This window comes from Paenibacillus mucilaginosus 3016 (genome assembly GCF_000250655.1).
In the GTDB taxonomy this organism is placed as follows: domain Bacteria; phylum Bacillota; class Bacilli; order Paenibacillales; family NBRC-103111; genus Paenibacillus_G; species Paenibacillus_G mucilaginosus.
Window position 1 is genome coordinate 5,752,583 of the sequence record NC_016935.1, and the last position, 22,470, is coordinate 5,775,052.

Below are 22,470 nucleotides of genomic sequence, written 5' to 3' on the forward strand. Positions count from 1 at the left end.
TTGTTCTTTATAAAGAACGACATTACAATAAATAACAGCACCCTTGGCGGAGGAGAAATGACCTATTAGCGACAATCGGAAAGCTGTGAATGACAAACGCCCGATAGCCCCCCCCCCCGCGGGAGACCCTCCCCCTTCTTCGGAGAAGCCGCCCTTAGCGGTACCTCACCGTGTTAGGGAAGACCCTGTCTCGGATCACAAGCGCATCTTCCTGTTCCAAGGCTGCCTGACCGCCATCGCCGTCTGCACGCCGTTCTGGATTCTGCTGCTCTATCTGCTGGTGAAATGGATAAGGTAAAGATTCTTTGAACGAACAGGGGCTGATCCGATATGAAAAACCCGCATACGCACGTACAGGTCTGCCTGAACGGCAGGACGACCCGCCTCATGCATCCGGCCGTACCGCTGACAGCGCGGGAGCTGGCCGCGGATGCCCGCCGCTGCGCCACTTTGGGCGTGCAATCGCTGCATGCCCATGCCCGGCTCCATGACGAAGCCGAGACGCTCGAGCCGGCCGCCTGCGCCGGGGTGGTCCGAGCCATCCGAGCCGTGTGCCCACGGACGCCGATCGGCCTTACCACCTCGCTGTCCGCCGAGCCCGATCCCGCGAAGCGGCTGCATCTCGTCTCCCGGTGGGAGGTGCTTCCCGACTTCGTCTCGGTGAACTTCTGCGAACCGGGAACCGCGGAGCTGTGCAGGCTCCTCCGGGAGCGGGGCATCCCGGTCGAAGCGGGCCTCGCCACCCTCGAGGATGCCGATGCGTTCCTCTGCAGCGGCTTCGAGGACGCGTGCATCCGCGTCCTGGTCGAGGTCTGCGACAGAGGCGAAGCGGAAGCCGCCTCCCGCGCCCGGGCCATCGCCGGGATGCTTCAGGAGGCCGGCATCACGCTGCCGCAGGTCCACCACGGCGAAGGCCCGGCCACCTGGGCCGTCCTCCGGCAGGCGGTGCGCCTGGGGCATGGCATCCGCATCGGCCTTGAGGACACGTGCACCGGCCCGCACGGAAGCCCGGTCCCCGGCGGCAACGCGGAGCTGGCCGCTGCGGCGCTGGAGCTGGAGTGAGGGAGGTTACCCGGCAGGTGCTGTACGGCTGTGCGGTGATGGCCCCAGGGCGGCCATACGCGGTGCGGAGTCCTCATGGGCAGATAGGAGCACATAAAAAAAGCATCACGCCCGAGAGGGGCGTCATGCCGGATGAGTTGCAAGGTCCCACGCACCTTTGGTGAAGGAAGACCGTGCATTAGACTCGTTTGTGAGCGGTGCAGCCGGCCTGCGTGCCTTGTCCGCACCCCCGTGATACCACCGATTCAACCGAGAAACTGAAATAAAGGAACCAGGATGCCTTATTCGGATATTTCCCATCATTTCCCGAGGAATAGCGGAACTCAGATGCGTTATGGGTCTTCATTTTACGGGAAAGCAGCACCCAGCCTCGAAATAGCGAACCTCAGTTCCGCTATCTCAGCAAAGGCCCCTGCCAATATGAACATAACGCATCTGAGTTCCGTTACTTGGTTGGTGCCCTAAGGGCAGCAGCCCATTTGCTGTCTCCTCAACATAAGCAGGCTCTGCCCCCCGTACTCCTACGTCCCTGCCGCCGCGCGGAACAAGTCATCATAGGCCGTTCGCGGATCGGCGAACCAGCCGGCGATGCGGTCCGCCGTCGAAGGATCTCCCGCTCCCGCCATAAGCAGACCTACCGCATGGTCCGGCAGCGGCCCCATCATGGCGTTGGTCCACGTCGTCACCTCGGTGACGTGGTCCCGGATCCGGCGCCAGTACGCTTCGCCGGTCTGCTCATCCCACGGCCGGCCCAGCTCCTCCGCCAGGGTCAGAACGAGCTGCTCGGCGCAGTACGAGGCCGTATTGCAGCCCTGGCCGGTGATCGGGTCGTTCAGCACGACGCTGTCCCCGCAGCCAAGCACGAGCGTGCCGCCCACCGTGCAGTAGGGCCGGTGAACGGACGGCTGCACCGCGATCTGGACGAAGCCCCGCTCGTCGCAGAGGCCGAACCGCTCCCCGTCCAGCCGGGCGGCGACCGCAGGGAAATGGCTGTCCACGACCGCCCTGATCCGGTCGCGGAAGCTCTCCGCGGTCTTGATCCCGCCGAACGCATCCAGCGGACCGCCGGGCACCGCTTCGATAAACAGGATGGTCACGGGACCCTGCGCGGTCAGCGCCGGAATCTCGAACAGCTCGCCGGCACCCGGCAGAATCGAGATCGAGACGCCTGACGGCTCAAGCGGCGCGACGCCGTGGAAGTAGCCGACACTGCATTTGCGCTGGGGAGCCGGCACCGGCGAGAGCTCCTCGAGCTGCGGGAACGGCGCGAGCGGCCCCCGCTTGCCGCTGCAGTCGACGAGCAGGTCATACGCCGGCGCCAGCTCCTGCAGCCGTTCTTCATCCACGCGGCCGTAGACGAACGAGACGCCTTTGGCCTCCAGGTCCTCCATGCACCTGGCGAAGTAAGCCCGCTGGTCGACCGATTTGGCCGGGCGCTCCAGCCGCCCTGTGAACAGCTTCTGTCCGCCCACCGTTACGTGGATGCTCTCGAGGTCCGGCCCCTGCTCCCATGCAGGCATCCCATAGGCCGCCTCCCTCGCCCGGGCCGCACCAAAATGCACCTGCGTCGAGCTCACCCGGCCGCTCCGGACTTCCTCCGGCGACCGGTCCGTATATACGGTCACCTCGAACGGTCCTCTGCTTACCAGCGCATAACTCAAGTGAAGACCCGCGGTCCCGCTTCCGAGCACTGCTATCCTCTTCATACTCCGCCTCCTGCCTGTCTTTACATAAACTCAACATACCTTTACTTCTGCCATCATAAGGGAAAGCATTTTCAGCGGGAATAGGCGGATTTGACTATTCGTACGGGAAGAAAGAGCCCGCAAAATCCCCCAAAAACAAATTCCCAAAAAAAACTTCTTCAAAATTTGGTTTTTTTCCGCAAAACGCTTATAATAGGCTTGTAAGAAAAAATTTGTTGGTTTACACAGGAGGACGTTACATGAAGGGTCAAGTAAAATGGTTTAACGCTGAAAAGGGCTACGGCTTCATCGCCGGCGAAGACGGCACGGAAGTATTCGTACACTTCAGCGCTATTCAATCCGATGGCTTCAAAACTCTCGACGAAGGCCAAGACGTAGAGTTCGACATCGTTGAAGGTCAGCGCGGTCCACAAGCTGCGAACGTCGTAAAACTCTAATACTAAGAGTCAATCAGAAGAAGGAACCACTCTCCGGAGTGGTTCCTTTTGTGTTTGCGCAGCGCAGCGGCTGCCGAGCCCCGTCCGGCACCCTGACCCGGTAACGGTAAAGCGTGCTAGGCAGCCCTTGAAACTCGAGCCGTCTCGTGCACATCAAATATAGCAGGCGATCATTCGGAAAGCTGTCCCCGATCACCTGCCGCCGCTCACTCCCCGGCCGGTTCCTCCGGCCCGGGCTGCGGCCGCGGAGGCCGGCGGCGCACAAGCAGGCTCATCAGGGCACAGATCAGCAGGCCGCCGACGAAGCCTCCGCCATGCGCATACATATCGACCCGCGGCACGACGATCGAATAGATGAAGCCGACGATGACGATGGTCCGCACGGTCTGCTTCGTCGCGTAGTCGATGAGATCCCTGCGGAAGACCGACAGGTACAGGAAGGCCGCATAGACGCCGTAAATCGCGCCGGAGGCCCCTGCGCCAATGTAATAATCGCCGTGCAGCCAGGCGCTCGCGAGGTTGCCGGCGATCCCGCACAGCAGGTAGAACAGCAGGTACTTCCACTTGCCCAGCAGCCGCTCCAGCGGAGCCGCGAACACGTACAAGGCGAAGCTGTTGAAGAGCAGGTGCTGGAAGCCGATGTGGATGAAAATCGCGGTCACATACCGCCAGGGCTCCGGCTGGATGCCGGGCAGGTCGAACATGGCTCCAAAGGCCAGCAGCGTCCGCTGGTCCTCGGACGAGCCCGCCCATTCCATGGCGAACCATACGCCGAGCTGAACCAGGATGAGGGCGAGCGTCACAGGGTAACGGCGCATGTATTCTTTCAGGCTTTCTCTTCGGTCGAACATGGGGCTGCCCCTCTCCAGGTGGAATGACATTCAAGAATCCGCGCCAGGCCAAGTGCCTTCTTCACGGCGCTGATTCTCCTTAGTATACCTTGGCGGGCAGTCCCTTCGCCAACGACGAACAAGCGGCCCGCCGGCAAGGCGGACCGCACAGTATAGGACAGACGATAATCGTTCAGGAAGTGGTTCTCCCGTTCAGCCGCTGCTTCTTCGGAGAGAGCACCTGGGTGACCGTTTTCCACAGGCCCTGCCAACGCCGCTCCCGGGCCGCCGCCACCATCCGCCGGGTCTCGAGAATTTCCTTCATCATGTTCATGATCTCATCCTCGCGGATTTTGCGGTACGCTTCATTCTGCCGGGTGCTCTCATCCACTTTCTCGTGAAGCACGAGCACCTCCGTCACGAGGGTATCCTGATCTTTCTCCAGCCGCGTGACCCTGGCCTCGGTTTCCTTGACCCGCTTGCCGGTCTCTTTGACCTGCTCCACCGCCGCCTTCATCTGGTTCACGGTCTTCTTGACCTGGGCCTCGGTCTCCTTCACCTTCTGCTCGAGGTCCGCCAGGCGCTGCTCGCTGCCGGTCTCCTTCACCTTCTGCTCCAGGTCCGCCAGGCGCTGCTCGCTGCCGGTCTCCTTCACCTTCAGCTCCAGATCCGCCAGGCGCTGCTCGCTGCTCTCCATATAATCCTTCATCCGCAGATCGAACAAGTGATGGATCAAGCTTTTGATTTCCTCCTCATCCACGCCGAGCTTCTGCACCGTCTGCTTGCCGCCGCCTGCCGCTTCCGGGGTGAGATACTGCGAGACGACCTCCTTGACCGCCACCCGCAGCTCCTTGCCGTCGAGCAGCTTCATGGAGATCCACTTGATCGCCTCGACGTCACGCTCCGTAAAGTCCCTCTCCCCCTGCTCGTCCAGAGCGAACTTGTACTTGTATTTTTCCATCAGCACACACCACCGCTTCAAGGAAACCTCCGACACGAATACACGCTGGGCTAACGACTCTATGTTCACGGGTACATTCATCCTTTCTGAGAGAACAGTTTGGCAAGCTTGTGTTACTAGAATACCTTCCCCCGCAAAAATATACTGTCGAAGCCCGGTGTCAGAATCGCAGAAATAAAGCAAAAGCGTGTACGATCCCAGCGAAAACGAACGCAGCCGGGCAAAAAGAAAGACGAAGGGCGCCTCCTCTATCATTCCGTGCGCATCGGCAAACCGATCAAATGACAAAAACGAGCTAAAGCGAGTTAAGTTTTCCTGTACGTCCAAAAAGCCGCCGGCTCCCATAAGGAGCCCGCGGCCTGCTTGCCGGGTATCGTCCTGCTGCTGCGTCTATCCCGGCACCCGGACGATTAAGGCGAGATGCTTCCCGGTGCCGGCACATTGTCCCTGTATTCATAGTCCCCGATCTCTGGCGCCGGATGACTGTGCAGAAAATGATGCTCCACCCGGTCGCTGAGATTCATCAGGTCCGCCGACAGCAGGGACAGAAGCTCCGAGAGGTCCTTCAGGGTCCGGTAATCCTTCTTGAACCGGTAGGCGAGCGGCCGGCTTCCCTCCTGCTCCGCTTCGCTCAGCTTCTCGAACGCTTCCTTGTCCCCGCCGAGCGCGCTGCGGTACTCCTTGAGGGACTCCTCCAGCTTCGCCTCCACGTCCTGGATGCACGGACGCAGCTCCACCCGCAGGTCGGCCAGGCTCTGGCGCAGAGCCATCACTTCGGAGCGCTCCTCCGGGAGGGCGTGCATCGTGCTGAAGTGCTCTCTCATCCGGTCGAGATGGCCGATGAGCTCCTGCAGCTGGCCGGATTGCAGCCGGCTCTTGGCGCTGTCGAGCTCGCACAGCGCTTCGCCAAACCGGATCCGCTCCAGAATCTGCGTTACTTGATCTTCCATGGTAATCCTCCTCTGCCGCTGGAATCGGTCAAGCCTTACATCATCGGGGCAGGTCCAGGGTTCGTAGGCTGGTAGGCATGCAGGAAGGTTTTGGCGGTATGATCCTGCATCGTCGGCACCTGGTACAGGCCCTGCTGGTTCATGATCAGGAACGTCTCATACGCCTGCTCGGCGCAGAGGTTGGCGCCCTGCTGCAGCATGCGTCTGACGTTCGGGTCGGCACACTCCAGGCAGGCCTGCATGTGGTTCTTCGCGGAAGCCTTGTGGCAGGAGAGCACCGCGGCCAGAATCTGGCGGTCATTCAGCGCGCCCTGCAGCATCGGCGCCATAGGTGCCGGACGGTCGAGGCCGTATTGGATCTGCTCCGGACGGATGCCGGAATTGAAGCCCGGCATGCCCGCTCCCGGCGCCTTCGCCGCGCTGTAATCATGCGTGTAAGCTACGAGCTGGTCATACCCGGCCACAGCCGTCTGCAGGTGGCGCGAGACCAGATCGCGGACCGCCGGCGACTGGGCCATTTGTCCGTAGAGAGCGAAATGCTCGATGAGGTTCATTTTTTCGTTGAGAATTTCATGGACTTCCATCGTTTCGTGAGCGCCGAATGGCATGGGGGTAGTCTCCTTTTGTCGTCAAATCGGTTCCTGGCTCTTCTAAGCCCATAGGTTACTTTTCCCAGATCGCCCCGCAGATATTCCATCCCCTTCCACAAAATCCACCCGCCGCCAACCGCCGCTGGAAATGCCTTCATCGTATGGTATACTGTCTTACAGCATTCACATCCCCTCTTCAGACAAAGGAGTGCCGAATCATGGAAAAGAGAGCCTTCGGAACGACGGGACAGCAATTCCCGATCTTGAGCTTCGGCGCCCAGCGCATCGTGGACGAGCACGGCTGCTCAGAAGAAGAAGCCGTGCGCATTGTGCACCGGGCCATCGAAGCGGGCGTCACCTACTTCGATACGGCGCCGAGCTATTCGGCCGGGCAGTCGGAGCAGCGCCTCGGCCTCGCACTGGAGGGTAGGCGCAGCGATGTATGGATCGCCACGAAGACGCACGACCGGACCCGGGACGGCTCGTGGCGGCTGCTCGAAGCGAGCCTCAAGCGGCTGAAGACCGATCATGTCGACGAGTGGCGTCTTCATAACATCATGACGATGGAAGAGCTCGACGCCTGCTTCGCCGCGGACGGGGCCCTCAAGGCGCTGCAGGAAGCACAGGAGCAGGGCGTCGTCAAAAAGCTCTCGATCAGCGGACACACCAATCCCAGCGTCCAGCTCGAGGCGCTCGAGCGCTTCGCGTTCGACAGCGCGCTGGTGGCCGTCTCCGCCCCCGACCACCTCATCTACAGCTTCGCTCACGAATTCCTGCCGAAGGCGCTGGAGCGGGGCACGGCGGTCATCGGGATGAAGGTGTTCGCGCTTGGCAAGCTCGCCCCCTGGTACGAGAAGGCGCTGCAGTACACCTGGAGCCTGCCGGTCTCCACGGCGATCGTCGGTATGGAGACGATGGACCAGCTCGAGCGCAACCTGGCTGCGGCCCGGAGCTTCCGGCCGATGACCGAGGTGGAGCAGCTTGAGTTCCTGAAGGAAATCGCCCACCTCGCCACGCCTGACGTGCTGCGCTGGAAAGCGTCCGAATGGACCTCCGGCCAGTGGTACCAGCGTCCCTGAGGCACGGCGCCATGCTGTGGCGGGCGGCAGACGAGCCCCATTCCCTGCAGCTTGGGCGGGCATCGGGAACAACAAGGGGGGCCGGAATCAACGGCCCCCCTTGTTGTCATGCCTGGCGGGGCGGCTTTATCCCGGCGTCCGGCACGTTGTCCCCTACACCGGAATCACCGCCTTCCTCCCGCGTCAGCTGCCTTTGGCGTGCCGGCGCCTGCCGCTCCTTGCGGCTTCAGCCCCCCATCAGCACCCAAGGAATGGACAAGTTTTCCAATTTTATAATTGACTGAATTAATCAGTCTACGTTATAGTGTGGCTATAACATCATCGTACGCAGCCGATCCGCTGCACAGCCCGCCTCCGAACCATAACTTTCCAAAGTTAAAAGGAGCGATCACTATGAACTCGACTCAAGAAAGCAGACAGGGAACAGCCGTCGTCATCGGAGGGAGCATGGCCGGCCTGCTTGCGGCCCGGGTGCTCTCGGACTTCTACCGGGAAGTGCTTGTGGTGGAAAAGGATGACCTGCCGAACGGACCGGAGCTGCGGCCGGGTACGCCGCAGGCCTTCCACCCCCACCGGCTGACGCCGCGCGGCCTGGAGCTGCTCGAACGCTACTTCCCCGGCTTCAACGAGGAGCTGCTCGGGCATGGAGCGCCCTCTTCGCTGAACGGGTTCAATCACATGAGCAACGAGCACGGCATCCTCGTCCTTGGCCCCGACCCGGACAACAACGCCTCCTGCACCCGGGCCCTGCTCGAGTGGGTGATCCGCCGGCGGGCGCAGGCGGTCCCCGGCATCCGCTTCCTCACGAAGCAGGAGGTGACCGGGCTGCTCTCCTCGCCGGACGGCGCCTCCGTTACCGGCGTGCTAATCCGGGAGCGCGGCTCCGAAGGACAGCGGCGCACGCTTGCGGCCGACCTCGTCGTAGAGACCGGCGGGCGCGCCTCCCGCCTCACCGCCTGGCTGAGCGAGCTCGGATACGAGGTGCCTGCGCCGGACCGCCTCCACCTGAATCTCGGCTACAGCACCCGGCGCTACCGGGTCCCCGAGGGCATGGAGCGGACCTGGAATGTGATCCACACCTCGGGCCGCGCGTCCGAAGGCACAGCCACCGGGGTCTTCGGCCCGATCGAGAACGGCCTGGCCGAGAGCGTGCTGTACAGTGCCGGCGGGGTCTATCCCACCACGGAGGCGGAGAGTTATGCACAGGAGGCCGGCGCCCTGACCTCCCCGGTTCTGGCCGAAGCGATCCGCGATCTGGAGCCGCTCGGCCCGCCCCGTGCATTCCGGGTCCCCGAGCTGGTGCGCCGGCGCTACGGGCACATGACGAGCTGGCCCGCCGGCCTGCTCGTGCTCGGCGACGCCTTCTGCCACTTCGATCCGATCTTCGGCCAGGGCATCACCGTGGCGTCCATGGAAGCCGAGCTCCTCGAGGAATGCCTCCGCGAAGAACGGGAGCAGCCCCGTGCAGGCTTCGAGCTGCGTGCGCTCGGCCGGATGCAGGAGCTCATCGAGCCGGCCTGGTGGCTGAACTGCACGGCCGCCCTCCGCTGGAAGGGCGTTGAATATGCCGGTGCAGCGCCGCTGGAAGGCGTTGAGTTCGCCCAGCGCTACTTCGACCAGTACCACCGCCATGCCATGCAGACGCAGAGCATGGAGCTCTACGGTCTGTTCTGGGCGGTGAACACCCTGTTCGCGCCGCCGGGCGAGCTGGTTCGGCCCGAGCTGGTGGAAGCCGTGCTCGCCGGGGCGCCGGAGACGGACCGCACCTGGTTCGATGCGCTCGCACAGCAGCACGGAGTCCGTCCAGCCGAGCTGCCTGCGGCGCTGCTCCCCGCTTTCTTCCGCAGTGCGGCGGCTGAAGCCCCCAGGGCCTAGCTGCAGCAGCGGAGTCCCGGTGGTATACTTGAAGCTGCGCACCGCTTCTTGCGATTCATTCATCCTTTTTCTCGATACCCCAATCAAAGGAGCATCCACTGTGGCCCCACTTAACGACGAACAGCTGCACCAGATCCGCGACGAACGGCGGGAGCAGATCCGCAGGGCCGGCCTGAAGGTCTTCGCCCGGCGCGGCATCCTCGGGACGAAGATGAGCATGATCGCTTCGGAGGCCGGCATCTCGCACGGTCTTGTATACCACTATTTCAAATCCAAAGACGAGCTCTTCATCTCCCTGGTGGAGGAGGCCGTCGTTTCGGCTGCGGAAGCGGTCCAAAGCATCTATTCGATTCCGGGCACCCCGATGGAGAAGCTGCGGCTGCTCACCGCCGAGATCCTCGATCCCGGCGGCACGGAATACTTCCTGCTGATCCACCAGGCCCGGACGTCGGACGGCGTGCCCGAGCAGGCCAAGGAGCTCATCGCGACGTATTCCATGCGAAGCTTCATCGACACGCTGATCCCCTTGTTCACGGAGGGCCAGCGGACCGGAGAGATTGTCTCCGGGAACCCGGAAGACCTCATCGCTTCCTACTTGTCGATCATCTCGGGACTCATGGTCCTGCATGCGAAGGAAGGCGAATACCGCATCCCGGAGACGGCCCTGCTGCTCCGCATGCTCACCCCGCCCTGACATTGGCTCCGCCTGTGATCCGCTCCCTCCCCTCCCCTTCCCTTCCCTTGGCACCGTATAATCCGCCCTCTCCCGGGGGATAGTAGTTGCCGGATGGAACATCCTGACAAGGCGGGAGGGAAGCGGCATTGCAACGCATGAAAGGTTCGGCATCCGAGTTCAGCCGGGCTAAGCTCGTCCTGTACGGCGGAGCGGCAGCTCTGCTGCTGTTTCTCCTCTTCTGGGATCAGATGCTGGGGAATTGGGTCTCGCTTCACCCCATGACCGCCGGGATTCGCTGCCTGGCCGCCACCCTGCTGCTGGCGGCGAGCATCCGGATGATCTCGGAGCTCATGGACAGCATGACGAACTCCAACGCGGGACTCCCGCTCATTTTCACCGCTTCGGGCATCCTGCTCTTCATCGTCATCCTGGGCTATGCGATCCTTTTTCACCAGGTGTACCGCATCTACGGCTCGGCGTCCTTTTCGGGGGAAACCCTGACGGAAGGCGACTTCCTGTATTTCAGCGTCATGACGTTCACCTCCACCGGCTACGGGGACATCTCGCCCCACGGCGCACTGGCGAATGCGGTGGCGGCTGCGGAGATGCTCTACGGCTTCTTCATCAGCTCCCTGTTCATGGCTACGCTCGTATGGAAGTATGTCCAGCAGCACCGTGAGACGGACTCGGAGAGAGAGGCGGGGCCCAAGGCCTGCGTGAAGCGGAAACCGCAAACTCAAAAAGAACCTTGAGCGCTGGAAGCATGGCTTCCCGCCCAAGGTTCTTTGGTTATGAAGAAGAAAATAAAACCCGATTAAATCTCGACCGATTAAATCTCAATATCCACGACGATGCTGTCCACCCGTCCGACCTCGCGGATGTAGGCGGCCACTTCCTGGTGCTGCGGGTTCGGGCCGTAAGCTTCGAGCGCCGCGCGGTCTTCGAAGCGCACCGACAGCACGACCTGGTAGCCTTGGTTCTTCTCGGAGAAATTCAAACCGGCCTGCAGGTCCACAATGCCGGTAAGATGCGGCTTCAGGGCCTTGAAGCGCGTTACCACTTCGCTCAGCTGCTCTTGTGTTGTCGATTCGCCGAATTTGACGAGTACGATATGGTCGATCATCTGTATGTCCTCTTTTCCGGTAATAGGGTTCATGTCCAAGCTATACTATATCATGGGGAAGCGGACGAACCAACCCTTTCAGCAAACCTTCACACAGCCGGAGCCGGCGGCGGGGTTAATCCCCTCCGCCTCCTCCTCCACCATCGCCTCCACCGCCGCTGTCGCTTCCTCCGCTGTCCGAGCCGTCCCCGTCCCAGCCGCCTCCGTCCGAGTCCGAGCTGCCGGAGGAGCCTTGACCCGAGGCTGCGCCGTCCGATGTGAACCGCAGCGTCGTCTGCGTGTAGAGCACACTCTGCATTCCGCCGGAGAGGCTCAGGAGAGGAGAGTCCGCCGTCCGTCCGGCCGCCTTCAGCCGCTCCTGCAGCTTCGTCAGGTACTCGCGCCCGACCCCGAGCAGCACGGCCGCTTCCGCATACTTCTCGAGTACGGACAGCTCTTCCGTTTCGGCACCGACCGCCCCCTGCTTCAGCTTCCTCCGCCAGGAACGGATTGAGCCCCGGTCCCCCGCCGCCTCCCACGTCAGGCTTCTGCGGGGCAGCAGCGGCACGAGGAGCAGCGACCCCAGCACAAAGAGCAGATAGACGCCGCTGGCAGCCGCGTCCACGATGATGGCGCCGGCCACGAAGCAGGCGAAGAGGTAGAGGGCCAGCCTCCACTTTTGTTCGATCCGATGCAGGGTGAACCCGCCGCCGGCCGCGAGAAACAGCAGCAGATACAGCAGGACATCCCATGGCTGTGCATCGGCATAGAACAGATAGAGCAGGAGCAGCGCGTGCAGCGCTGCAAGCCCCCTTCCGTACCGGCGCAGCGGGGAGTAAGGCCGGAAGCACGCCCCGGCCAGCTCCGCCTCCACACTCTCCTTCCATGGCCGGAAGCCGGCCAGGAAGCCCCGCCGCTTGTTCCGGTAATAGGCGGTCCGTTTGCCGCTCCTGTACTCTGTCAACGTCGGTCCGGCCAGACTGTCGATGCGTACCGACGGAATCCCCTGCTTCCGGGAACGGAGCAGCCACGCGTTCAGCTTGGCATCCGAAGCCGTATCCCCGCTGCCCTTCCCTGTCCGCACGAACTGCAGCGACGTGTGGAAGGCCCCCTCCTCCGTGCAGAACCGGTTCTCCGCCGGTACGGCCGAAGCGGTTAGCAGCCCCCGCCGGCGCTGGGAGAACAGTCCGGCCGCAAAGTCTCCAGCCTGCAGCTCTCCCAGGCGGTACAGGAAGCTCAGCCGCACCGGGTCGGTCTCCGCGAGCTCCTTCAGTCCCCGCCGGCCTGTCCGCAAACCCGCCAGCCGTCCCTTCAGGGAGAAGAGGAGCGTGAGCACCGCCCCCAGCACCAGCACGATCAGGCCGGCCGACACCGCTTTCCCTGCGCCCAGCAGCATCTCCCGCATCCCGAAGCGCTTCTCCCGTGCGGCCTCTTCCTTGAGGATGTCCTCCACGCGCACCGCCTCGCTCTTCGTCGGCGCCTCCGGGAGGAACTCGGACGGGAACAATAAGCGGACCGCGCCGCTGCCGTACATCGACAGGTTCGGGTTGTCATACCGCACGGTTGAAGGCGGCATAACCTGGAGCCTCCCTCCCGTCGGGTCGTGAAGGAAGGCATGCACCTGGTCTTCCTTGAAGGTTTGGGGCAGAAGAATCTCCATCGTTACGTTATGTATGTCGGTATCGCTGTCCTCGAAAAACTTCCATTCGAGCTCTCCGGTCCGGACATAGCGCGAGGCCGCCTGGTCCACCCGGTACCGGTAGTAGAGCTCCTGTGTTCCCTCCTTCACCGCGGGGAACGTATAGAAGAACTCGTCTTCCTCCCGGAACGCCGTGTCGAGCTGCTTCAGCCCCTGGTGCGCAAAGCTTCCGAGCTTCGCCCCCTTCGGAGGCACGTACGCTTCGAAGAATTCGACCCCTCCGGCGCCGCCGAGTCCCACATGCCTCTCCAGTTCGTCCACCGGCTCATGAAGCGTGTAGGTGAAGAGCTCCTCCACGAACAAATCCCCGTCCGTCAGCACCTTGGCCCTTACGCTCACTTCATCGACGGTGTAAGCCTCAGCCGACGCCGCCTGCCCTCCCAGGGTCAGGCACAGCGCCATCCCTGCCATCCATCCTGCTCCCATCAAGCCTTTCCTCATCTGCTCACCTCTGGTTGGTCCAAGTTTCGTTACAGCACCTAGACATATACGCACCAACCGGCAAAATGTTCCACAGCCCGTCCGTATTTTCCTGAAGAGGACGCCGAATGGACCTGACCGGGCAGCGCCGGTGCTTGGAGGAGCCGCTTCCCCGCCTCTGTCCGATGCTTGCAGGCTCTGTGGAGCTGGACAGAGGGGCGCTTGCCGCGGGCCTACGCCAAAAAGCGGCAGCGCATGGGGCACTGCCGTGGTGATGGGACGCATTCCGGTGGAGGAAGTCAGTGAAGCGGCTCCGCTTTGACGAGCCCTTCCCCCTTCCGGACGGCTAAAGCATCTTGAACCTGGATGTCTTGCAGCTATTAAACCTTCGTTCCCGCCGGGAAGACGTTGGAATCTCTAAGCAACAATGGATAGCATCGATGGAAATCATCCATGCAAGCTACGCCGGTGTCTGCAGCTTATGCGGATCAAAGGCGATGGATACCTCCATGTCCCCCTCCCGGTCGGTGTACAGAAGCGCCTCGCCTGCAGCCAGCGGCGTGGAATAAGGGACGCTCTTCGAGATCTCGATCCCCGAAGCACACTCGAGCAGGCGGTCAATACAGGACGCAGGAAGCGCATGGGGAAAATGGGAAGACACAATCTTCCCGGCAGGAAGCTTCCGCAGCTTCTCCAGGCTGGCCGTGTAGGTGCTGAGGCGGGTGCTTTCCTGCAGGAACAGCCACACCATCGGCATCACGGTGTCGGCCGACAGCAGCGTTCCCGTCCTGGAATCGAGAAGCGAGATGCAGCCGGGCGTATGGCCGGGGGTATGATAGACCGCAAGCTCCCGCCCTCCCAGGTCGAAGCGGTGCCCTTCCCGGATCGGGCTCCACCCGTGGGGAGTGCTCCCGAGATAGGCTTCACGGGAGAAGACGTCCGGCAGATGCGAAGCATCGACGGCCCCCAGGATGTGCCGCCTCAGCGCCTGTGAGCCGTGCTCCCGGGCCAGGTCCAGGTCGGCCTCGTGGAGATAAGCCCTGCCGAACGGCCGATTCCCCCCCGATATGGTCGACATGCCCGTGGCTGTTCACGAGAATGACCGGCAGATCCGTCAGACTCCTCACCGTGCCCGCCAGATTCCCGAAGCCGTACCCCGTATCGAAGAGCAGCGCCTGCTCCGAACCCGTAACGAGCGTACAGCCTACGCCCGCCGGCTCAAACAGGTGGTATATGCCATCTTCCATCGGATGAACCGTATAATAGCCCTGCGTCATGGATTGTGTTCCCCTTTCGGCTGAAGGTATGATAAACGAAATATAAACGTTGTACGTAAAACTAATGTATTACGTAATACCTTCATTTGTCAATGATCGGGGCGTGCTCCCTGCAGCAAAAAACCGCCTGTGAAGGCGGCTGCGAGTAGGTTTCGAATAGGCTCCGAATAGGAGATGGTCACGGAAGAGGAGGCGCTGCCCGGCCGGTTCGCGGGTTCGGGCTTCGTGCACCTGCCCCGTGAGAGCTGGAGGGCCGTGTGCAGGGCAGCCCGGCCGGCACCTCCCCGTCGCGGGCTCCCGGCTCAATGAGCGGCAGCCGCCAGCAGCCGGGTGTACGGATGCCTCTCGGGATGCAGGATATCCCCGCTGCCGAACGTGTCGACGCTGAGCCCGTCCTTCATGACCAGAATACGGTCGCTGACCGAATGCACCGCCGCCAGATCATGGGAGATGAAGAGCATCGACATGCCGAGCTCGCGCTGCAGGGATTTCAGCAGCTTGAGAATATGCGCCTGCACGGTGACGTCGAGGCTGGACGTCGGCTCATCGCAGACGAGCAGCTTCGGGCTCAGTGCGATGCCCCGGGCGATCGCGACACGCTGGCGCTGCCCGCCGCTGAGTTCATGCGGGTACCGCCCGAGCAGCCCCGGGTCAAGCCCCACCATCTCGAGAAGGCGGGCCGCCGAAGCCCTCCGGTCCTGCCGGACCTCCTGCAGGAAGGGCGGAACCACCTCCGGGAAGTTGTCTAGCGGTTCCACGACCGAACGCCAGACGGGCAGCCGGTCATTGAGTGATGCGGACGGATCCTGGAACACGGCCTGGATGTGCCTGCGCGAGCGGCGCAGGGCCTCCCCCTTCAGCTCGGGCAGCGAGACGCCTTCGAGCCGGAGACTGCCGCGGTCCGGCCGCTCGAGCGCTAGCAGCAGGCGGGATACCGTGCTTTTGCCGCTGCCGCTCTCCCCGACGACGCCGAGGCACTCCCCCGTGCCGATCTCGAAGCTCACGTCGCGAACCGCCTCCACCATGCCGCCGGGCCGCCGGTACGATTTGCACAGCCCTTGGGCTTCGATCAGACTCCCCATGATACCGCCTCCTTCCGATCGCTGTGATGAAGCTCGCCGCCATCGCAGCCGGTCTCCGGGTGCAGGCCGTGCGAATGACCGTCCCCGGGAAGCCGGGGACACGCCTCAAGCAGCTGCCGGGTGTACGGATGCTGCGCCCGGTCCCGGATATCCTCCGCCCGGCAGCTTTCCACGATCCGGCCTTCCCGCATGACGGCGATCCGGTCGGCACGCTTCAGCACCTGGCGCAGGTCGTGCGAGATGAGCAGCACCGCACAGCCGGTCACCCGCTGCAGCTGTTCGAGTAGGTCCAGCACCTTCTCGCCGGACAGCACGTCGAGCGCCGTCGTCGGCTCGTCCGCGATGAGCAGTCGGGGCTGCAGCAGCAGGGCCGAAGCCATCGCCGCCCGCTGCAGCTGTCCGCCGCTCAGCTCGAAGGGATAGCTCGAGAACGTCCGCTCCGGGGGCAGCCCTAGCCCTTCGAAGCCTTCCAGCACGGCGGCCTTCGCCTGACGGGCCGTCAGGCGCCGGTGGGTTCGGATCGTCTCGACGAGCTGGTCCCCCACCCGCCAGAAGGGGGAGAAGCTTCCGCGGTAATCCTGGAACACGCAGCCGATCTCCCTGCCGCAGAGGCTGCGCCGCTTCTTCGCGGACCAGGGAAGAACGTTCTCTCCCCCGTAGATCAACTGCCCTCCGGTGATTCCGATGCCTTGCGGCAGCAGGCCCAGAATCGCTCCCGCGGTCATGCTTTTGCCGCTGCCGCTCTCGCCGACGAGCGCGAGCGTTTGGCCCGGGTGGAGGGTGAGCGACACGTCCTGCAGGATCGGCACCCGCTTCCCTCTTGCGGCCGCAGCGTCCAGGGAGAGCCCCTGCAGTTCCATCACCGGAGGCTCCTGCCGAAGGAGGGCGGCGCGGGAGGCGCCGTCCCTTCCACCCGCCGGAGTCCCGGCTTGCTTCAGCCGCTCATCCAGCAGCGGACCAGCCGGTCCCCCCTCCTCCTGCATCCTCGCCTCCGGGCTCCCGCCGGCTCTCATTTCCGGCCCGTCGCTCCGCCCGGCCTCCGTTTCATTCTGTACACTCTCAAGGTGTACACGTTCTAGCAATCCTTCCGTCATGCAGGCCTCCTTCTTCCCGGCTTCACCCCCGGCTGCGCACATCCAGCAGATCGCGCAGCCCTTCCCCGATCAGGTTGAAGGAGACCACGACGAGCAGAATAGCCATACCGGGGTAGATCATGAGCTCGGGATGCGTTTGAAAATAAGACCGGCCGTCGTTCAGCATCGCGCCCCACTCCGGGGACGGGGGCTGGGCTCCGAGGCCGAGATAAGACATCGATGATATCACGAGAATCGTTTTGCCCATATCGAGCGCCGCATAGACCAGCACCGGGGAGACCACCTGGGGCAGCAGGTGCCGCCACAGAATGGTCCGCACCCGGCCGCCGGCCACTCTGGCGGCCAGCACATAGTCCTTCTCCCGCTCCGAGAGCACGATCCCGCGGATGAGGCGGGCGTACCCGCACCAGTTGATGAGCACAATGGAGAGGATCAGGTTGTTCAGGGAAGGGCCGAGGAAGCCGGAGACCGCAATGACAAGCAGAAAATCCGGCACGACGGACATGCCGTCCACTGTGCGCATCAGCAGCGCGTCGATCCGGCCGCCGGCATAGCCCGCCAGCAGGCCCGCAGGGATGCCGATCGCCATCACCATCGCGAGCACCATCACCGGGATGCCGAGGGTCGTCTGTGCGCCGGCCGCCAGCCTTGAGAACAGGCAGCGGCCCATGCTGTCCGTACCGAGCGGATACTGCAGGCTCGGGGGCTGAAGCCGCTGCGCCATGTTGACGGCCAGCGGGTCATTGGCAACCAGGAGCGGCCCCAGCAGGGCCAATCCCAGCAGAAGCGCCAGGATGAACAGCCCGGCTGCCGTCATCGGGTCGCTGAGCATCCGCAGAACCAGGGACCTGCGGGGACCTGCGGCCCCCTGGAGGCCCGGCGGTGAATGAACCAGACTCACTGCACCCTCCCCCCTTTCACACGGATCCGCGGATCCACCCAGCCGTACAGGAGATCCACCGCCAGATTGGCGGCGATGATGAGCAGACCGGTCATCATCAGGTAGCCCTGCACGAGCGGATAATCCCGCTGGAACACGGCCTCGACCGCCATGCTGCCGAGCCCCGGCCAAGCGAACAGCGTCTCGACCACCACCGAGCCGCCCAGCAGGCTGCCGAAGGTCATGCCGAATACGGTGAGCACGGGAATCAGAGCGGCCCGCAGGACGTGCTTGAAATACACGCGGCGTTCGGACAGGCCGCGTGCCCTGGCGCTGCGCACATACTCCTGTGACAGGCTCTCCAGCATGCCGGAGCGGAGCAGCCTGGCATGCACGGCCGCGAGCCCGAAGCCGAGCGTGACGGAAGGGAGGATGAGCCCCTTCCATTCGCCCCTTCCCGTCATCGGAAGCCACTGCAGCTTCAGCGAGAAGATGAAGATCAGGATCAGGCCCAGCCAGAAGAGCGGAACGGAAGCCCCGAGCAGGGCGAAGAGCCGCCCGAGATGATCGGGCAGGCGGCCAGGGTATCTTGCAGCCAGCATCCCGAGCGGGACGGCCACGAGCGCCATGAACGCCAGTCCGCCCAGCGTCAGCTCGAGGGTGGCCGGCAGGCGGTCCATCAGCTCCTGGAGAACCGGTTTGCCTTTCATGATCGACGTCCCAAAATCCAGCCGGAGCACGTTCCCGAGCCATGCCAGGTACTGCTGGTGAAGGGGCCGGTTCAAGCCGAGTTCCTCCCGAAGCTGGGCTTCGTCAGCCATCGTCACCTGCATTTCGTCCACCCGCAGCAGCGACAGCACCGGGTCCCCCGGAGCCAGCTTCATCAGGGTGAAGGTGAGCAGCGACAGGGCGAACAGTACGGTGAAGAGCTGGATCAGACGGGATCGAATTCGCTGAAGCATGTTATTTCACATCCATTTTGTTCGTGAGAATATAGTATTCTTCCGCGCCCGGCTTCCAGTCGGAGACCCGTTTGTTCATGCCCACGATCAAGTTCGGGTAGACCGCGTAGGCATGCGGAACTTCCTCCCGCACCACCGCGACCGCTTCCTGGGTGATCTCACTGCGCTGCTTCGGGTCGCTTGTCGCCTGGAGGCGGGCGAGGATCGGATTCAGCTTGTCGATGGAGATCCCGCCGGCATTCAGCGAGCCCCCCGGCACGAGGGACGAGGACAGGAAATACCCTCCGTCCCCCCGCGGAGCGGAGAGGTTGCTGTACGTGGCGAAATCCCAATCCTTGTTCTGGCGCAGGTATGTATCGATGTTCTCCACCGTCTGAATGTTGAGGGTGATGCCAGCCTTCGCGGCATCGGACTGCAGCAGCTGCGCAATCAGCGGCAGTTCCGGCCGTCCCTTATAAGTGATGAGGTCGAGGGTCAGGGGCTTGCCGTCCTTCTCCAGCTTGCCGCCGGCACCCGGCACATACCCCGCCTCCGCCAGCAGCTTCTTCGCCTGCTCCGGGTCGGAAGCCCTCACAGGGTCCTTGCTCCCGAAGGGAAGACGGGTATTGAACGGGCCGTTCGCCGCCGTGGCGTGACCGAGCATGATGTCACCCACAATGCTCTCCCGGTTCAGCAGGAGGTCCAGCGCCCTGCGCACCCTGACATCCTTCACCGCGTCCCGCGCGGGATTGAAGAGCAGGAAGTGTACGCGGAGGCTGGAGGTCGATTCCACCCTCAGCTCAGCATCCTTGGAGATCGCGGTGACGGTTTCGGCCGGCAGCTGCGTGGCAATGTCGACTTCCTTCGCCTGCAGGGCCATCGACCGCACGTTCCCGTCCTCGTTGAACTTCCACTCCACCTCGTCGAGCTTGGCCGCACCGTCCCAATACTTCGCGTTCTTCTCGAGCTGCACGCCGACATTCGGCGTGAATGCCTTCACCCGGAACGGTCCGGTGCCCACCGGCGCCAGGTTGAACGCCGCCGTGCCCGCCTTCTTCTCGGCCTCCGTGCTGATGATCCCCGTGTACGGGTTGACCAGCTCCGATACGAAGGACGGATGCGGCTCGCGGGTCACGATGGTGAGCTGCTGTCCCGACGCCTCCATGGAGGCGATCTTCAAGGCGCCGCCGAGCGGCTTGCTCGCCTGCATGGACCGCTCCAGGGAAGCCTTGACGGCGGCCGCATCCAGCGGAGTTCCGTCCTGGAACTGAATGCCATCGCGGATCGTAAGGCTCCAGGTGACCGGATCCTTCACTTCCCACTTGGAAGCAAGCCAAGGCTGGACTTCCAGATTCTCGTTCAGCTTCGCGAGCGTCTCGACGATGCCCGCCCGGACCGCAATATAATCGTTCGACGGGTCGAGGCTCCCGCTTTTGAAGTGATACATCAGGGTAACTTTCTTGGAGGCGGGAACGGCAGCCCCCGAGCCCGGAGCCGTTCCCTCCGCTCCTTTAGAGCTGGAGCAGCCTGCAAGCAGGATCGCTGCGGCGAGTACCGCACTGAGGCTTAGGGTGCCGATGTGTTTTTTACGCGATTGAAGTAACAAGGTGGAACCTTCCTTTCGTGATCGAGAGCATAATGATGTAAGGGGGCCGAAAAATTCACCTTTACAGCCGGCCAATATACTGTAATAATTACGAATATATCTCATGCATGATTCCGGCCTTGGTAAGCCTGTACCGAGCGTATGGAGACTTTTCTTAACCTCCGGCCGCAGATGGAGTGTTCCAGGGCCGCCTTCGCCTGCCAAGCCCCCGCAGAGTGGCGCCGAACCAAACATATCGCACGGCCCGGGATCTGATGGACCGTCACGGGCCGACACGAATGTGCTCATCTGCATTTAAGCGTAATTATTACGATCTGAGTATAGCAGGCGCCCTTTCCTCCCGTCAATAGCGGATTTCCCTTCCCTTCCAAACGGTTCGGCGGACAGCCTGCTGCCGTCGCGTCCAACGGCTGCCCACGAGCCTGTGTGGGATTTTCATTCTTAGGGATCGAAGCTCCGGCATGCCGGATAGGCCGGAGAGCGGTTGGCACAGCATGGTCCGGATTACAGGCTGCAGGCTGATCCGCTCCCCTTATTTTCCGGGAAATGAGCTCCGCCTGTCACGCCCCCTGTCCCTGCAGCAGCTCCCCTATCAGCCGCTCGAGATCATGAGGCTCGTTCGCATAGTTGTACATGCCGAGGAATGCCCTCGCCGCTTCGGGATGGGCGCCGATCAGATGGTTGACCGCCGTCTGCTCGGGGGTGAACGGCATGTTCTTCGTGTAGAGGCAAGCCATGCCGAAGCGCGTGATCGTCTTGGCCTCCATCGTGCCGTTGTACGCCTCCCGCATGCGGTCCCAGGAGGACGGCCAATCCGGATGCGAAGCCAGAATGTCCGCCAGCACCCGGCTGCCGGTCATCGCGTCGTACATCCCTTGGCCGACGGCCGGATCCTTGAACGACATCGCATCGCCGAGCAGCGCCCAGCCCGGTCCCATTCCGTCCCACCAGTCATTATCGTAGCCGAGAAGCCCCTTCACGCTGCCGTGTAAGCGCGCCTGCGCCAGGCGCTGCGGGAAGCTCAGCTGAGGGAACGCCTCGCCGGCCAGTTCGATGAAGGCCGTCTCGGCATCCTTCGTAAAGCGGTCCGTCCAGGCCTGGTCCTCCAGCGGATACATCAGCCCGACAACGGCCAGTCCGTCACTGGTCGGGAAGACGATCGCCAGCTTGTCGCCCTGCTTGTAGAACTCGACGCACGTCTCCCCCTCCTGCCGGTAGTCTTCAAAATAACCGACGAACGAAGCGAACTCCGTCGGCACGCAGATCTTCCGCTCGCTCTTCACCATCTCGCGCACGGCGGAGCGCCTGCCGTCGGCCCCGACGACCAGCCGGCCCCGGAAGGTCTCCGTACGGCCGTCCTTGTGGCTGCCGGTGACCCCGCACACCGCACCGTTCTCGGTTACGACACCCGTAACGCGGAAGCCCAGCAGGGCCGTGACCCCCACCTGCGAAGCCGCATGCTCGAAGAGCGTTTGATCCAGATGGGTGCGGCGGACACAGAGGCAGTTCGCTTCCCCGTTCACGACCGGATAATCGCCGTCGATGACCGCGTCCTCGAACTGCACATGGGCTCTTTTGTATAAGGGAGCCCCGCTCTCCAGCAGCCGGTCCAGCACGCCCATCTCCCGCAGTCCCGCCACGGCGTTGTTAAAGAAATTATGTGTTGAGAGCGTATCGCTCGGAAACATGCCTTTCTCCAGCAGCAGCACCCGCATGCCCTTCTTCGACAGCTCATAGGCCAGGGAAGACCCGGCCACCCGCGCCCCCACGATAATCACGTCGTATATGCTGTCCTTTGCCATGCTGTCCATCCAGCCCCTCCACCTTCCATACGAATGGTTCTTTCGTTCATCGTACCCCGGCCGCCGTCATGTGACCAGTTACCGGAGTCATGCAGGCTGTCATGCAAGAAGCCGCCGAAGAAGGGCGGGTGAAGGCGGACGAATGGCAAAAAACCGCGCTGGACGCGCGGCTTGATGCCTTCACGGGATAGACGGGTCGCTTACGCTTTCTCCTTCGTCGAAGGGGCTGCAAACTGTTTGAACTGGCTCATCAGCTTGTCACGGGTTTCTTTGTTCCTGAGGAGATAGGCGGCTCCGAGAGCAACGGTTGTCAGAAGTGATTTTTTGGTTACCATGTTGATCCCTCCTAAGATTGAGTAGTAGTGAGTACCTGTCTTCTCTTAGAATTTACCCGCTCCCGC

21 protein-coding genes and 1 pseudogene are annotated in these 22,470 nt (G+C 62.8%); 6 read left to right on the forward strand and 16 right to left on the reverse strand.

The features are described from left to right. Positions 1-330: 330 nt before the first annotated feature. A complete protein-coding gene (locus PM3016_RS23455) occupies positions 331-1,062 on the forward strand; it encodes a 3-keto-5-aminohexanoate cleavage protein (protein WP_014371205.1) in 732 nt (243 codons plus the stop codon). 521 nt (positions 1,063-1,583) lie between these two features. Here the strand turns inward: PM3016_RS23455 and PM3016_RS23460 are convergent. Beyond that, on the reverse strand, positions 1,584-2,768 hold the full coding sequence (locus tag PM3016_RS23460; protein ID WP_014371206.1) for a styrene monooxygenase/indole monooxygenase family protein: 1,185 nt from the start codon (positions 2,766-2,768) through the stop codon (positions 1,584-1,586). A gap of 239 nt (positions 2,769-3,007) precedes the next feature. On the opposite strand from PM3016_RS23460, the gene PM3016_RS23465 reads away from it, so the two are divergent. Further along, on the forward strand, positions 3,008-3,205 hold the full coding sequence (locus PM3016_RS23465) for a cold shock domain-containing protein (RefSeq protein WP_013919082.1): 198 nt from the start codon (positions 3,008-3,010) through the stop codon (positions 3,203-3,205). A 206-nt stretch (positions 3,206-3,411) separates the two neighbouring features. Here the strand turns inward: PM3016_RS23465 and PM3016_RS23470 are convergent, their stop codons facing one another. From PM3016_RS23470 to PM3016_RS23485, 4 genes are all read right to left on the reverse strand, one after another. After that, the gene (locus PM3016_RS23470; RefSeq protein WP_013919083.1) at positions 3,412-4,056 is read right to left on the reverse strand and encodes a rhomboid family intramembrane serine protease; all 645 of its coding nucleotides are present in this window, start codon (positions 4,054-4,056) and stop codon (positions 3,412-3,414) included. Between the two features lie 172 nt (positions 4,057-4,228). Then, positions 4,229-5,065, reverse strand: a complete 837-nt coding sequence (locus tag PM3016_RS23475) for a DUF3967 domain-containing protein (RefSeq protein ID WP_014371207.1) — start codon at positions 5,063-5,065, stop codon at positions 4,229-4,231. Positions 5,066-5,406: 341 nt separating this feature from the next. Further along, a complete protein-coding gene (locus PM3016_RS23480; RefSeq protein ID WP_014371208.1) occupies positions 5,407-5,946 on the reverse strand; it encodes a hypothetical protein in 540 nt (179 codons plus the stop codon). Between the two features lie 35 nt (positions 5,947-5,981). Beyond that, positions 5,982-6,554 (reverse strand): spore coat protein, encoded by a 573-nt coding sequence (locus PM3016_RS23485; RefSeq protein WP_014371209.1) that lies wholly within the window; start codon positions 6,552-6,554, stop codon positions 5,982-5,984. A 200-nt stretch (positions 6,555-6,754) separates the two neighbouring features. Here PM3016_RS23485 and PM3016_RS23490 point away from each other — a divergent pair, with 200 nt between their 5' ends. From PM3016_RS23490 to PM3016_RS23505, 4 genes are all read left to right on the forward strand, one after another. Beyond that, the gene (locus PM3016_RS23490; RefSeq protein WP_014371210.1) at positions 6,755-7,615 is read left to right on the forward strand and encodes an aldo/keto reductase; all 861 of its coding nucleotides are present in this window, start codon (positions 6,755-6,757) and stop codon (positions 7,613-7,615) included. A gap of 393 nt (positions 7,616-8,008) precedes the next feature. After that, positions 8,009-9,490: an NAD(P)/FAD-dependent oxidoreductase gene (locus PM3016_RS23495; RefSeq protein WP_014371211.1), complete on the forward strand. Its 1,482-nt coding sequence runs from the start codon at positions 8,009-8,011 to the stop codon at positions 9,488-9,490. 100 nt (positions 9,491-9,590) lie between these two features. Continuing rightward, on the forward strand, positions 9,591-10,184 hold the full coding sequence (locus tag PM3016_RS23500) for a TetR/AcrR family transcriptional regulator (RefSeq protein ID WP_014371212.1): 594 nt from the start codon (positions 9,591-9,593) through the stop codon (positions 10,182-10,184). Between the two features lie 137 nt (positions 10,185-10,321). Further along, entirely contained in the window at positions 10,322-10,918 is a 597-nt protein-coding gene (locus PM3016_RS23505) for a potassium channel family protein (RefSeq protein WP_014651953.1), read from the forward strand. 77 nt (positions 10,919-10,995) lie between these two features. Here the strand turns inward: PM3016_RS23505 and PM3016_RS23510 are convergent, their stop codons facing one another. From PM3016_RS23510 to PM3016_RS40895, 11 genes and pseudogenes are all read right to left on the reverse strand, one after another. Further along, positions 10,996-11,289, reverse strand: a complete 294-nt coding sequence (locus tag PM3016_RS23510; protein ID WP_014371214.1) for a Dabb family protein — start codon at positions 11,287-11,289, stop codon at positions 10,996-10,998. 115 nt (positions 11,290-11,404) lie between these two features. Next, positions 11,405-13,393, reverse strand: a complete 1,989-nt coding sequence (locus PM3016_RS36830) for a DUF2207 domain-containing protein (protein WP_148279704.1) — start codon at positions 13,391-13,393, stop codon at positions 11,405-11,407. A 454-nt stretch (positions 13,394-13,847) separates the two neighbouring features. Continuing rightward, on the reverse strand, positions 13,848-14,465 hold the full coding sequence (locus PM3016_RS23520; protein ID WP_014371216.1) for an MBL fold metallo-hydrolase: 618 nt from the start codon (positions 14,463-14,465) through the stop codon (positions 13,848-13,850). Positions 14,466-14,505: 40 nt separating this feature from the next. Further along, a pseudogene (locus PM3016_RS40890) lies at positions 14,506-14,664 on the reverse strand (MBL fold metallo-hydrolase); the annotation flags it as partial. A gap of 302 nt (positions 14,665-14,966) precedes the next feature. Next, a complete protein-coding gene (locus tag PM3016_RS23525) occupies positions 14,967-15,746 on the reverse strand; it encodes an ABC transporter ATP-binding protein (RefSeq protein WP_013919096.1) in 780 nt (259 codons plus the stop codon). Further along, positions 15,734-16,840, reverse strand: a complete 1,107-nt coding sequence (locus tag PM3016_RS23530) for an ABC transporter ATP-binding protein (RefSeq protein ID WP_014371217.1) — start codon at positions 16,838-16,840, stop codon at positions 15,734-15,736. The genes PM3016_RS23525 and PM3016_RS23530 overlap by 13 nt, the downstream gene beginning before the upstream one ends. 22 nt (positions 16,841-16,862) lie before the next feature. Further along, positions 16,863-17,741 carry a nickel transporter permease gene (gene nikC / locus PM3016_RS23535; protein ID WP_014371218.1) on the reverse strand — a complete coding sequence of 293 codons (879 nt, stop codon included), beginning with the start codon at positions 17,739-17,741 and terminating at the stop codon, positions 16,863-16,865. Further along, positions 17,738-18,682 carry a nickel ABC transporter permease gene (nikB, locus tag PM3016_RS23540; protein ID WP_014371219.1) on the reverse strand — a complete coding sequence of 315 codons (945 nt, stop codon included), beginning with the start codon at positions 18,680-18,682 and terminating at the stop codon, positions 17,738-17,740. The genes nikC and nikB overlap by 4 nt, the downstream gene beginning before the upstream one ends. Position 18,683: 1 nt before the next feature. After that, positions 18,684-20,267 (reverse strand): nickel ABC transporter substrate-binding protein, encoded by a 1,584-nt coding sequence (gene nikA / locus PM3016_RS23545; protein ID WP_014371220.1) that lies wholly within the window; start codon positions 20,265-20,267, stop codon positions 18,684-18,686. Positions 20,268-20,827: 560 nt separating this feature from the next. Further along, positions 20,828-22,078, reverse strand: a complete 1,251-nt coding sequence (locus PM3016_RS23550; RefSeq protein ID WP_014371221.1) for an NAD(P)/FAD-dependent oxidoreductase — start codon at positions 22,076-22,078, stop codon at positions 20,828-20,830. Between the two features lie 191 nt (positions 22,079-22,269). Beyond that, positions 22,270-22,404 carry a hypothetical protein gene (locus tag PM3016_RS40895; RefSeq protein WP_013919103.1) on the reverse strand — a complete coding sequence of 45 codons (135 nt, stop codon included), beginning with the start codon at positions 22,402-22,404 and terminating at the stop codon, positions 22,270-22,272. Between the last annotated feature and the right edge of the window lie 66 nt (positions 22,405-22,470).

Bases quoted from the DNA above. Each gene is read 5' to 3' on its own strand.
- nikB (WP_014371219.1), bottom strand. From the start codon at position 18,682: ATGCTTCAGCGAATTCGATCCCGTCTGATCCAGCTCTTCACCGTACTG.
- PM3016_RS40895 (WP_013919103.1), bottom strand. From the start codon at position 22,404: ATGGTAACCAAAAAATCACTTCTGACAACCGTTGCTCTCGGAGCCGCC.
- PM3016_RS23480 (WP_014371208.1), bottom strand. From the start codon at position 5,946: ATGGAAGATCAAGTAACGCAGATTCTGGAGCGGATCCGGTTTGGCGAA.
- PM3016_RS23460 (WP_014371206.1), bottom strand. From the start codon at position 2,768: ATGAAGAGGATAGCAGTGCTCGGAAGCGGGACCGCGGGTCTTCACTTG.
- PM3016_RS23510 (WP_014371214.1), bottom strand. From the start codon at position 11,289: ATGATCGACCATATCGTACTCGTCAAATTCGGCGAATCGACAACACAA.
- PM3016_RS23550 (WP_014371221.1), bottom strand. From the start codon at position 22,078: ATGGACAGCATGGCAAAGGACAGCATATACGACGTGATTATCGTGGGG.
- PM3016_RS23525 (WP_013919096.1), bottom strand. From the start codon at position 15,746: ATGGGGAGTCTGATCGAAGCCCAAGGGCTGTGCAAATCGTACCGGCGG.
- PM3016_RS23490 (WP_014371210.1), top strand. From the start codon at position 6,755: ATGGAAAAGAGAGCCTTCGGAACGACGGGACAGCAATTCCCGATCTTG.
- PM3016_RS23455 (WP_014371205.1), top strand. From the start codon at position 331: ATGAAAAACCCGCATACGCACGTACAGGTCTGCCTGAACGGCAGGACG.
- PM3016_RS23530 (WP_014371217.1), bottom strand. From the start codon at position 16,840: ATGACGGAAGGATTGCTAGAACGTGTACACCTTGAGAGTGTACAGAAT.
- PM3016_RS36830 (WP_148279704.1), bottom strand. From the start codon at position 13,393: ATGGGAGCAGGATGGATGGCAGGGATGGCGCTGTGCCTGACCCTGGGA.
- PM3016_RS23520 (WP_014371216.1), bottom strand. From the start codon at position 14,465: ATGTCGACCATATCGGGGGGGAATCGGCCGTTCGGCAGGGCTTATCTC.
- PM3016_RS23470 (WP_013919083.1), bottom strand. From the start codon at position 4,056: ATGTTCGACCGAAGAGAAAGCCTGAAAGAATACATGCGCCGTTACCCT.
- PM3016_RS23495 (WP_014371211.1), top strand. From the start codon at position 8,009: ATGAACTCGACTCAAGAAAGCAGACAGGGAACAGCCGTCGTCATCGGA.
- PM3016_RS23465 (WP_013919082.1), top strand. From the start codon at position 3,008: ATGAAGGGTCAAGTAAAATGGTTTAACGCTGAAAAGGGCTACGGCTTC.
- PM3016_RS23485 (WP_014371209.1), bottom strand. From the start codon at position 6,554: ATGCCATTCGGCGCTCACGAAACGATGGAAGTCCATGAAATTCTCAAC.
- PM3016_RS23505 (WP_014651953.1), top strand. From the start codon at position 10,322: ATGAAAGGTTCGGCATCCGAGTTCAGCCGGGCTAAGCTCGTCCTGTAC.